Annotated in this window: 12 protein-coding genes; 7 read left to right on the forward strand and 5 right to left on the reverse strand. The window is 60.4% G+C overall.

Annotated elements, in window-relative coordinates:
* Nucleotides 1–171: 171 nt before the first annotated feature.
* Nucleotides 172–1365 (reverse strand): enoyl-ACP reductase FabV, encoded by a 1194-nt coding sequence (fabV, locus tag GIW28_RS17200; protein WP_065929256.1) that lies wholly within the window; start codon nt 1363–1365, stop codon nt 172–174.
* A 275-nt stretch (nt 1366–1640) separates the two neighbouring features.
* Here fabV and GIW28_RS17205 point away from each other — a divergent pair, with 275 nt between their 5' ends.
* Nucleotides 1641–2465 (forward strand): aspartyl/asparaginyl beta-hydroxylase domain-containing protein, encoded by an 825-nt coding sequence (locus GIW28_RS17205; protein WP_017137465.1) that lies wholly within the window; start codon nt 1641–1643, stop codon nt 2463–2465.
* Between the two features lie 149 nt (nt 2466–2614).
* Entirely contained in the window at nt 2615–3988 is a 1374-nt protein-coding gene (gene ppnN / locus GIW28_RS17210) for a nucleotide 5'-monophosphate nucleosidase PpnN (RefSeq protein ID WP_017137464.1), read from the forward strand.
* Here the strand turns inward: ppnN and GIW28_RS17215 are convergent, their stop codons facing one another.
* Complete coding sequence (locus GIW28_RS17215) at nt 3989–4381, reverse strand: RidA family protein (RefSeq protein WP_236447492.1); 393 nt, start codon at nt 4379–4381, stop codon at nt 3989–3991.
* Nucleotides 4382–4536: 155 nt separating this feature from the next.
* On the opposite strand from GIW28_RS17215, the gene GIW28_RS17220 reads away from it, so the two are divergent.
* From GIW28_RS17220 to GIW28_RS17230, 3 genes are all read left to right on the forward strand, one after another.
* Nucleotides 4537–4794 (forward strand): AbrB/MazE/SpoVT family DNA-binding domain-containing protein, encoded by a 258-nt coding sequence (locus GIW28_RS17220; protein ID WP_017137462.1) that lies wholly within the window; start codon nt 4537–4539, stop codon nt 4792–4794.
* A complete protein-coding gene (locus tag GIW28_RS17225; RefSeq protein WP_017137461.1) occupies nt 4791–5186 on the forward strand; it encodes a PIN domain-containing protein in 396 nt (131 codons plus the stop codon). Before GIW28_RS17220 ends, GIW28_RS17225 begins: the two co-directional genes overlap by 4 nt.
* A gap of 77 nt (nt 5187–5263) precedes the next feature.
* Complete coding sequence (locus GIW28_RS17230) at nt 5264–5632, forward strand: hypothetical protein (RefSeq protein WP_236447494.1); 369 nt, start codon at nt 5264–5266, stop codon at nt 5630–5632.
* Nucleotides 5633–5653: 21 nt separating this feature from the next.
* On the opposite strand, the gene GIW28_RS17235 is transcribed toward GIW28_RS17230, so the two are convergent.
* Together GIW28_RS17235 and GIW28_RS17240 are read right to left on the reverse strand one after the other, a co-directional pair.
* Nucleotides 5654–5983 carry a YXWGXW repeat-containing protein gene (locus GIW28_RS17235; RefSeq protein ID WP_099549597.1) on the reverse strand — a complete coding sequence of 110 codons (330 nt, stop codon included), beginning with the start codon at nt 5981–5983 and terminating at the stop codon, nt 5654–5656.
* A gap of 159 nt (nt 5984–6142) precedes the next feature.
* A complete protein-coding gene (locus tag GIW28_RS17240; RefSeq protein WP_236447495.1) occupies nt 6143–7018 on the reverse strand; it encodes a LysR family transcriptional regulator in 876 nt (291 codons plus the stop codon).
* A gap of 120 nt (nt 7019–7138) precedes the next feature.
* Between GIW28_RS17240 and GIW28_RS17245 the strand changes: the two genes are divergently transcribed.
* Nucleotides 7139–7804, forward strand: a complete 666-nt coding sequence (locus GIW28_RS17245; protein ID WP_236447493.1) for an NAD(P)-binding domain-containing protein — start codon at nt 7139–7141, stop codon at nt 7802–7804.
* 67 nt (nt 7805–7871) lie between these two features.
* On the opposite strand, the gene mqo is transcribed toward GIW28_RS17245, so the two are convergent.
* Nucleotides 7872–9527 carry a malate dehydrogenase (quinone) gene (mqo, locus tag GIW28_RS17250; protein WP_099549600.1) on the reverse strand — a complete coding sequence of 552 codons (1656 nt, stop codon included), beginning with the start codon at nt 9525–9527 and terminating at the stop codon, nt 7872–7874.
* A gap of 435 nt (nt 9528–9962) precedes the next feature.
* Here mqo and GIW28_RS17255 point away from each other — a divergent pair, with 435 nt between their 5' ends.
* Entirely contained in the window at nt 9963–11150 is a 1188-nt protein-coding gene (locus tag GIW28_RS17255) for an MFS transporter (RefSeq protein ID WP_110624251.1), read from the forward strand.
* Nucleotides 11151–11222 lie beyond the last annotated feature (72 nt).

Raw genomic sequence — 11222 nt, forward strand, 5'->3', positions numbered from 1 at the left:
GGGAATGTAGGAGGGTTCTGAATTAACCCAAGGCAAATGTGGGAGCTGGCTTGTGTGGGAGCTGGCTTGCCTGCGATAGCATCGCCTCGGTGTAACTGATATACCGAGGTGACTGTATCGCAGGCAAGCCAGCTCCCACATAAGCCAGGCTCCCACATTTTTTGACCGTGTTTAGGCTTGGATAAGGCCCTTGATCTTCACAGTCGGATTCACATCAGCTTCATAGTCCACGCCGTCGATTTCAAACCCGAACAAACGCAGGAACTCCGCCTTGTAGCCGGCGAAATCGCTGATCTCGTTGACGTTGTCATCGGTCACCTGATTCCACAGTGCAGCCACGGCGTCCTGAACCTTCGGCTCCAGCTCAGCCAGGTCGGCGCGCAGGCGGCCGTCGGCGTCCAGCTTCGGCTCGCTGCCGTACAGGCTGTCTTTGAACAGGCCGTAAACCTGCTCGATGCAACCTTCGTGGGTGCCCTGCTCTTTCATCACTTTAAACAGCAGCGACAGGTACAGCGGCATGATCGGGATCGCGGAGCTTGCCTGGGTAACCACGGCCTTGAGCACCGACACACGGGCGTCGCCCTTCAGCGCAGCGAGGTTGTCGCGCAGGGTCAGGACTTTTTTGTCGAGGTCTTTCTTGGCTTCGCCGATGGAGCCGTTCCAGTAAATATCCTGGGTCAGCTTCTCGCCGAGGTAGGTGAACGCAGTGGTCTTGGCGCCTTCGGCCAACACGTCGGCGTCACGCAGGGCGTCGATCCACAGCTGCCAGTCTTCGCCGCCCATGACTTTCACGGTGCCGTCGATTTCTTCCTGGGTTGCAGGCTCAAGGGTGGTATCGACCACAACGCCTTTGTCGGTGTTGATACCGCGCAGGGTCACGGCCTTGCCGATCGGCTTGAGGGTGGAGGTGTGCACCACGCCTTGCGGGTCGGTACGGCGCGGCGCGGCCAGGCTGTAAACCACCAGGTCGATCTTGCCCAGGTCTTTCTTGATGGTTTCGATGGTCAGGCGCTTGATCTCGTCAGAGAACGCGTCGCCGTTGATGCTCTTGGCGTACAGGCCTTTTTCCACGGCAAACTTCTCGAACGCCGCGCTGTTGTACCAGCCGGCGGAGCTCAGCTTGCCTTCTTCGCCTTCTTTCTCAAAAAACACGCCCAGGGTGTCGGCGCCGCAGCCAAACGCAGCACTGATGCGCGCGGCCAGGCCATAACCGGTGGAAGCGCCGAGGACCAGCACCTTTTTTGGGCCGCCTTCGATGGCGCCATGCTGGGTTACGTAGTCGATCTGCTCTTTGACGTTCGCTTCACAGCCAACAGGGTGAGCGGTCACACAGATAAAGCCACGAACCCGCGGTTTGATGATCATAAAATTTCTGCCTCTTCCAAGGGGTCGACGGCCAGTGGTGGCCATTCAACTTCAATCGTACCGGTCTATGACGCGCGAAAAACCGAAGCGTCACGATAGACGCAAATCTTCTGTTTACAAAATCCAATCGGCAAAACAGCTGGCGCACAGCACCGCCTGGTTAAAAACTGTGTTCAACGTTCACAAATTCGCAATATTTAAAACGCCCGGCACCGTGATAACCCACTATCATGGCGGGATTGTTTCGCTTTGTTTCAGGTCCGGAGCCTCGCTTCATGAGTAAAAGTGCTGTGCAAAAAAAATTGGTCTCAGTCGCCTGGGTACTCGGCGTTCTGCTGTTCATCTATTGCTTCCCACGTACCAGCCTGGTGTTTCTGCTGCTGGTGCTGTTCTGCGGCATTTATGACTTTCTGCGCAACGGCCTGTACGACCGCGACACCATCAAGAAATACTTCGTTGGTAACGGCCGCAACACCTGGATATTGGCGCCGTTCAATACCCTGTTCGACCTGTTGAGCCTGCGCAACCGCCACGTCTACACCATGCGCGACCTGCCGCCCGCCTGGCGCGAAGACCTGCAACAAGTCATCGACGACGCCATGGCCAACAAGGACGAAATCATCAGCTACCTGGACGAGCGCATGGCCGAGAAAAAGCGCGGCATGTTGTTCTTCCAGTGGTACGGTCGCCCGATCGAAACCACCCTGGACATCCCGCAACTGCGCAAGAAACTGCCGTTTGTGAAGACCATCGGCGTCTCGGTGTTCAACGAAAACCGCTCCACGTCCTTCCACTTCGGCCCGCTGCGCATGATGTTCCGCGTGCTCTACAACATGGCGCCGGCGCCGCATCACGACGGTGTCTACATCCAGGTGGGCAAGCACAAGCACTACTGGCACGATGACCCGCTGTTCATCTTCGATGACACGCTGATGCATGCCTCCTTCAACAAAAACGACGCAAAGCGTTACTGCCTGTTCATTGACATCGTGCGGCCGACCTTGCTGCCCTCAGTGCTCAACGCCGTGATTTCGGGTTTTGCCGGGTTGGTGTTTACCCTGCGTCGGGTTTTCTACAAAAACTGGAAGCTGATTCAGTAAGTTCTGCGGCATGATGGTGTTGACGGCGTTTGCGCCCTGCCCTTCTGGCGGCCAAACTAACTGTCTAGTGCGACCGAGTTCGGCGCTCACCATTCTCCAGCCATCGCCGCCCCTGGCGGCTGCGATGGCTGTGCTTTCAAGGAATCAGAATGCCCCAACGTCAAGTCATCAATGCCTCCGTCAGCCCCAAGGGCAGCCTCGAAACCCTGTCCCAACGTGAAGTCCAGCAACTGAGTGAAGCCGGTTCCGGCAGCATCTACACGTTGTTCCGCCAGTGCGCCCTGGCCATCCTCAACACCGGCGCGCATATCGACAACGCCAAGACCATCCTCGACGCCTATAAAGACTTTGAAGTGCGTATCCACCAGCAAGACCGTGGCGTGCGCCTGGAACTGTTGAATGCGCCAGCCGACGCCTTCGTCGATGGCGAGATGATCGCCAGCACCCGCGAAATGCTCTTCAGCGCCCTGCGCGATATCGTCTACACCGAGAACGAGCTGGACAGCCAGCGCATCGACCTGAGCAACTCCCAGGGCATCACCGACTACGTGTTCCACCTGCTGCGCAACGCCCGTACATTGCGCCCGGGTGTCGAACCGAAAATCGTGGTGTGCTGGGGCGGGCACTCGATCAATACCGAAGAATACAAATACACCAAGAAAGTCGGCCACGAACTGGGCCTGCGCAGCCTTGACGTGTGCACCGGCTGCGGCCCCGGCGTGATGAAAGGCCCGATGAAAGGCGCGACCATTTCCCACGCCAAGCAACGCATTACCAACGGCCGTTACCTGGGCCTGACCGAGCCGGGCATCATCGCGGCCGAAGCACCGAACCCCATCGTTAACGAGCTGGTGATTCTGCCGGACATCGAAAAACGCCTGGAAGCCTTTGTGCGCGTGGGCCACGGCATCATCATCTTCCCGGGCGGCGCCGGCACGGCCGAAGAGTTCCTGTACCTGCTGGGCATCCTGATGCACCCGGATAACCGCGATGTACCGTTCCCGGTCATCCTCACCGGGCCGAAACAGGCCGCGCCGTACCTGCAACAACTGCACGCGTTCGTCGGCGCCACCCTCGGCGAAGCGGCGCAGGCGCACTACCAGATCATCATCGACGACCCGGCCGAAGTGGCCCGCCAGATGACCGTCGGGCTCAAGGCCGTGAAGCAATTCCGCCGCGAGCGCAACGACGCGTTCCACTTCAACTGGCTGCTGAAGATCGACGAAGGCTTCCAGCGCCCGTTCGACCCCACCCACGAAAACATGGCCAGCCTGCAACTGAGCCATGCGCTGCCGCCCCATGAGCTGGCGGCCAACCTGCGCCGCGCGTTCTCGGGGATTGTGGCCGGTAACGTCAAGGACAAGGGTATTCGCCTGATCGAGCAGCATGGCCCGTATGAGATTCACGGTGACCCGGCGATCATGAAGCCCTTGGACGAGCTGTTGCAGGCATTTGTCGCCCAGCACCGCATGAAGTTGCCGGGCGGCGCAGCCTATGTGCCGTGCTATCGCGTGGTGCAGTAACTAGCGCTGCACCGCCACGCATTTGATTTCCACCAATAGGCCGGGGTGTGCCAGTTCGGACACCCCGATCGTGGTCCAGGCGCAATGCCCGCGCGGGAACAGGCGGTTTTTCACCTCCCGAAAAACCGCCATGTGCTGGCGCATGTTCACGTGATAAGTGGTCATGTCCACCACGTCATCGAAGCTGCAACCGCCCTCTTCCAATACTTCCCTCAGGTTTTCCCAGGCCGCGATAAATTGCGCCTCGGGGTCTTCGATCACGGCCAGCTGCGGTGTACGGCCGATCTGGCCTGCGCAGTAAAGAGTGTTGCCAACTTTTACCGCAGGCACGTAGCCGGCGCGCTCGACAATGGGTTGCATGGCGGCAGGAATGATGAGCTGACGTTCGGTCATAGCGTGTATCTCTTTGGGTCGCAGGCGGGCGTGTGAGCGCGCAGAGTTCGAGCTAGGGTTTTACCTGTTCCCACTCACTCACACCAGCAGAGCACCCTATGGACCAACGGATCTTGTCCTTCATCAATCCTTACCTTAGTGTAAGGAATATCACGATGGAGATTTTCACTATGGCCACCGCCACACTCACCTCGAAAGGGCAAATCACTATCCCCGTGCAAGTGCGCACCGCGCTTGGCCTGGAAACAGGCGATCGGGTTGAATTTGTCGAAACGGAAGACGGCAAGTTTTCCATTATCGCCGCGAGCAAAACCGTGCAGGACCTCAAGGGGCTGATCCGCAAGCCCGCGCAGGCTGTGTCGATCGAAGACATGAACCGCGCCATCGCCGCGCAAGGAGCAAACGCCGGATGATCGGGCTCGATACCAATGTGCTGGTGCGCTATGTCACCCAGGATGACCCCGTGCAATCGCCCAAGGCCTCGGCGCTGATCGAGTCGCTCACCAGCGTGTCGCCGGGCTTTGTCAGCCTGGTGTCGGTGGTGGAATTGGTCTGGGTGCTGCAAAGCTGCTATCAATCGGCCAAAAGCGACGTGGTGACCGTGCTGGAAACCCTGCTGCGCACCCGTGAACTGACCGTCGAGCACGCCGAGATTATCTGGCAGGCATTGCGACGATTCACAGGCGGCAAAGCCGACTTCGCCGACTACCTGATCGAACGCTGCGCCCATGCCGCCGGCTGTGAATACACCGCCACCTTCGACCTTGATGCGGCAAAAGCCACGGGAATGAAGCGCCTGGCTTGAGCCGCAGCATTGCGACGCATGCCGGGCTTTGGTAAAAAACGCCACTGCCCTTGATCAAGAGAACTCCCTACGTGCGCATGCTGCTTCTTGTTGCCATGGCCCTGGCGCCCACCCTCGCCCTGGCCGAGACCATCACCTGGCCCGACCTGCCCAAAACCTGCTTCGTCAGCGGCCGCTCCGCGACCAGCGTGGATATCGACAGCGGCTGCGCGGCGTTTACGCTGAATGTGCAAGGCAAGCCCGCGGGTTCACCGATCAAGGTGGATGTGCCGCAGTACGCCCTGCATGTGGATGAAGCCGCCGGCAAGGAAACACCGGTGATCATCATCCAGGCCGAAGAACACGGCGACACCCAGATAGTTGGCTATCAGGAGTTGGGCAGCGATCAACTCGGTGCCGCGCTGCTGCGCGAGGTCAAGCTGTTAGGCACCCAAAAGCCGAGCTAGCCGTTTTGTCAGGTGCCAGGTTCAGCGAACCCAGCCACCGCCCTGCCAGTGATAACCGTCATTACGCTGCACCCAGTGCGGATGCACATAACGATAACCTTCGCGCACCTGCTCCCAATGGCCGTGCACCGCCACATAGCGCCCACCTTCCCAACGCCAGTAGCCGCGTGACCACACATAACCGTAGCGAGCCGCTGGCTCGACTTCGATCACCTGCACCGGCGGCGGCTGCGGCGCCACCACCTCGACATACTCTCGTTGCACCGGCCCGCGCTCGTGCACCACGCGCTCTTGTACACACCCGGACGCCGCGACGACAAACGCCGCCAATGCCGCATAACGTAGCAACATACACACCCCTCGGGCGCCAGCGCCCAACGAATACACCGGTAAAAAATGCCCCCTTGCTGCAGCCTCGCTCCTGCTTGGCTATGGGTTATTTTTAACAGGTGGTGTCTGTCAGGTTGCTGAACCTGAGGTATTCGCACCACAGGGCCGGTATTTGAGCGCTCAAGCGGGTCCGAAACGCCCCAGCACCGCCTCGACAAAGCGCCGCAACTTGGCCGTGCGCTGGCGGTTCGCCGTGTAGACCAGGTGCATTGAGCGGCTCGGCGCCTCGAAGCCTGGCAGCACCCGCACCAACTCGCCCTTGGCCAGTGCCGTGCGCAAGAAGTCTTCAGGGCCAAGCACGATGCCGAAACCATCCAGTGCCGCCGTCATCAACGCCCGGCTTTCGTTGACCTGCAAACGGCTGGCAACCTGCACCTTGTGCACAGTGGTGCCTTGGTAAAAGACCCATTCACGCTCTGCCGGGCGTGACCAGAACGCATAACCCAGGCATTCGTGATGCTCAAGGTCTGCCGGCACCAAAGGCACGCCCCGTGCGGTCAGGTAGGCAGGCGCGGCGCAGGCCACCAGGCGATAAGGTGCCAGCGGCCGAGCCGTAAGGCCCGTCGTTGCAAGCGGGCCGATGCGAAAAGCCGCTTCATAACCCTCCTCCACCAGGTCGACAAAACGGTCGGTCAGGTGCAAGTCGATTTCCACATCCGGGTTGTCACGCAAAAACCCGGTTATCAGCGGCATCAGGCTGTAGGAGCCGAACGTGACCGGGGCGGTGACCTTCAACTTGCCGCGCGGGGTGTCATTCATGATCTGCGCCAACGAATCGGCCGCGTCGGCTTCCGTGAGGATATGTTTACAGCGCTCGTAGTACGCGCCACCCAACTCCGTCAGGCTTTGCCGGCGCGTGGTGCGGTTGAGCAAGCGGGCGCCCAGGTGTTGCTCCAGCGCGGTGACATGCTTGGCCACCATCTGCGGCGACAGGTTCAAGCGCTCGGCGGCGCGGGCATAAGAGCCCAGCTCGGCGGCCGTTACAAACGCACTCATACTGGTTAGACGGTCCACGATTAACTACTCCCAGTAACTACACTGACTCCAAACCACCCATTTATCACCCAATGGTTGCCAATCATCATAGCCACTCCCCCACTTCGCAGGAGCAAAGCCATGAAGATTGGCGTGATTGGAGCAGGTTTTATCGGGCGCGCCGTGGCCCAACTGGCCCTGGCTGCCGGGCACGCGGTGATGCTGAGCAACTCCCGTGGCCCGCAGACCATGAGCAGCGTGCGCAGCGGCATACCCGGTGTGCAAGTGGCCAGCGCGCAGGATGCCGCGCAGTTTGGCGACGTGGTGCTGGTGGCGATCCCGCTTGAACACTACCGCAGCGTGCCCGCGCAGTGGCTGGCAGGCAAAACGGTGCTGGACGCCAACAATTACTACCCTGACCGCGATGGGCATATCCCGGTGCTGGACCGTTTTGAAACCACCACCAGCCGCCTGTTGGCCGAGCATTTTGCCGACTCAAAGGTCGTCAAAGTGTTTAATGCGATCTTTGACTCAGACATCAACCGCGATGCACGCCCCCACGGCGCGCCTGACCGTCGCGCCCTGCCGGTGGCCGCCGATGATGCGACGGCAAAGGCGCACGTGATCACGCTGCTCGACGAGCTGGGTTTCGACGCGGTGGATGCGGGAACGCTGGATGAAAGCTGGCGCTTTGAGCGGGCCAAGCCTGCGTACTGCGTGGCGCTGGATAAAGCCGGTTTAAAGGCCGCATTGGCCGCCGCCGAGCGCACAGTTGAACTGCCGCCAGCCGAACGCTCCCGCACCTGAACCCACGCCCACAAAAAAGCCCGCTGACCGTTACCGGTTCAGCGGGCTTTTTAACATCAGGCTTGGCTTACAGCGCCAGGTCAGACGTCGGCTTGCTCGGCTCAGCCGCAGGCTTGGCAGCCTCGGTGGCCTGGGTTGCCTTTGGTGCGCTCAACTGCGGGATCGCAGGCGGAGGCGTCAGTTGCAGGATACCGGCGGTGTAGGCCCATTCCTTGGCAACCGCTTCCGGGCTGTCGTTCAGCTTGGTGCCGTAGCTCGGTACGATCTGGTGCAGTTTGGCCTGCCACTCAGGAGTCGCGACCTTGTCCTTGAACACTTTTTGCAGCACGGTCAGCATGATCGGAGCCGCGGTGGACGCGCCTGGCGATGCACCCAACAGGCCGGCGATGGTGTTGTCGGCGGAGCTGACCACTTCGGTGCCGAGTTTCAGGACGCCGCCCTGCTCTTCGTCACGCTTGATGATCTGCACGCGCTGACCGGCTTGCCACAGGCGCCAGTCGGACTGCTTGGCGTTCGGGAAGTACTCTTGCAGCGCCTTGAAGCGGTCGTCATCGGACAGCATCAGTTGGCCGGCGAGGTACTCGACCAGTGGGTATTCACGAATACCGACTTTGGTCATAGGCCAGATGTTGTGGGTGGTGGTGCTGGTCAGCAGGTCCAGGTACGAGCCTTCTTTGAGGAACTTGGTCGAGAAGGTCGCGAATGGGCCAAACAGAATCACACGCTTGCCATCCAGCACGCGGGTGTCCAGGTGCGGAACCGACATCGGTGGCGCGCCAACCGAAGCCTTACCGTAGGCCTTGGCCATGTGCTGCTCGGCGATGGCCGGGTTATCGGTCACCAGGAACGAACCGCCCACCGGGAAGCCTGCGTATTCCTTGGCTTCAGGAATGCCCGACTTTTGCAGCAGGTGCAGTGCACCGCCGCCCGCGCCGATGAACACGAACTTGGCGTCGGTTTCGGTCTTGGTGCCGTCTTTCAGGTTTTTGTAGCTTACACGCCACGAACCGTCGGCGTTCTTGGTGATGTCCTGCACTTCGCTCGACAGTTTGAGATCAAACTTCGGCGTGGTTTGCAGGTGAGCGACGAACTGGCGGGTGATCTCGCCGAAGTTCACGTCGGTGCCGATCGGGGTCCAGGTGGCGGCGATCTTCTGCTTCGGATCACGGCCTTCCATCATCAATGGAACCCACTTGGCGATCTGCGCCGGGTCTTCGGAGTACTGCATGCCGGCGAACAGCGGGCTGGCTTGCAGGGCTTCGTAGCGTTTTTTCAGGAACTTGATGTTGTCATCGCCCCACACAAAGCTCATGTGCGGTGTGGAGTTGATGAACGAACGCGGGTTCTTCAGCACGCCCTGCTGGACCTGCCAGGACCAGAACTGACGGGAAATCTGGAACGCTTCGTTGATCTCGACCGCTTTCGGGATCTCAACGGTGCCGTCCTTGTTTTCCGGGGTGTAGTTCAGCTCGGCCAGGGCCGAGTGACCGGTACCGGCGTTGTTCCAGCCGTTGGAGCTTTCTTCGGCCACGCCATCGAGGCGCTCGACCATCTCCATCGACCAGTCCGGCTGCAGCTCATTGAGCCAAACACCCAGGGTCGCACTCATGATGCCGCCGCCGATCAGCAGCACATCGACTTTCTTTGCCTCTTCCGCGTGAACGGACGTGATCCCCATCGACAAAGCCAGCCCCAGCAGGGCAGTGTTTACTTTTTTAAACATCAGTAGCACCTATGATAAAACGCCATCCGCCCCACTGCCCCTGACTCTGCAGGCCGTAGGGTGGGCACACAAGGCCGACGTAGCGACCTCACTGTTTTTGTCCCTTCTGCGCTGACTTCTTATCATTATTGGCTTCAGCTACCTGGGCGACAGCAAACCGCCGGGACGTATACGGGTGTACGCACCGGGGAAAGACTAGACCAAGACGGCGCGCAGAATATCACGCTGAACCGCATTTATGCGCCGTTTGGCCAATTGACAGCTCTAAATCGCGGCTTTTAACGCGCACGTGTCAAGCATCGCAGCCGCGACCTGGGGTCACAGGGCGTTTAATCAAACTGAACGCTCGCGCAAAACGCTGTTCTAGACACCTTCGTGGCGGCTTGCGTAGCATCGCCACTGTCCTTCGTGCACTTTTTTCCTACAGAGTTACCCATGACTATCCAGCAAACACCCGGGCACGTACTGCCCGCGCGCAGCGCCGCCAAAATGGAAGCTGCCATGGCCGTGGGCGCCTTCGCGATCGGCACCGGCGAATTCGCCATCATGGGCCTGATGCCCGACATCGCCCAAAACCTGGGCTTAAGCGAACCGCAAGTCGGCCACGCGATCAGCGCCTACGCCCTGGGCGTGATGGTCGGCGCGCCACTGCTGGCCATCCTCGGCGCCAAATTGCTGCGCAAACACATGCTCTTACTGCTGATGGGACTCTACGCCCTGGGCAACCTCGCCACCGCCTTCACCCCCACCTTCGGCTCGCTGGTGGCCTTCCGCTTCATCAGCGGCCTGCCCCACGGCGCCTACTTCGGCATCGCCGCCGTCGTCGCCTCCAGCATGGTGCCCAACGACAAACGCGCCGGCGCCGTGGCCCGCGTGATGATGGGCCTCACCCTCGCCATGCTGCTCGGCAACCCCATCGCCACCTTCCTGGGCCAACACCTGGGCTGGCGCTCGGCGTTCGCACTGGTCAGCGCCATCGCCCTGTGCACTATCGCCCTCGTCTGGCAATTCGTCCCCGACCGCCACGACGAACCGCGCAGCGACCCGCGCAAAGAACTGCGCGCCTTCACCAAACCCCAAGTGTGGATGGCCCTGTCGATCGGCGCGATTGGCTTTGCCGGCATGTTCTGCGTGTTCAGCTACCTTGCCCCGACCATGCTCGAAGTGACCAAAGTCTCCCCCCAGTGGATCCCCTTCGGCCTCGCCGCGTTTGGCGTCGGTGGCATCATCGGCAACATCGCCGGTGGCAAACTGTTCGACCGTATGCAATTTCGCGCCGTGGGCTGGATTATGGTGTGGTCGATGGCCGTACTGATCTTCTTCACTTTCGCCGCCAGCTCGCTGTGGAGCGTACTGTTGGGCATCGGTTTGGTCGGCACCATGATTGCCATGGCAGCGCCGCTGCAAATCCGCCTGATGGACATTGCCCACGAAGCCCCAAGTCTGGCAGCGGCTTCGAACCACGCAGCGTTCAACCTGGCAAACGCGCTAGGGCCGTGGTTCGGCGGAATGGCAATTACAGCGGGGTATGGCTGGACCAGCACCGGCTACATCGGCGCCGCCACCGCGCTGGTCGGCCTGGGCATCTACCTGATCGCCCGCCGCATGAAAGGCGGCCACTGAAATTTCAGGCCACCCCTATTCCAATGTGGGAGCCCTGCACCAATGTGGGAGCGGGCTTGCCCGCGATAGCGG

Origin of the sequence: Pseudomonas sp. PA-5-4B (assembly GCF_021606215.1) — a bacterium.
Lineage (GTDB): Bacteria > Pseudomonadota > Gammaproteobacteria > Pseudomonadales > Pseudomonadaceae > Aquipseudomonas > Aquipseudomonas edaphica.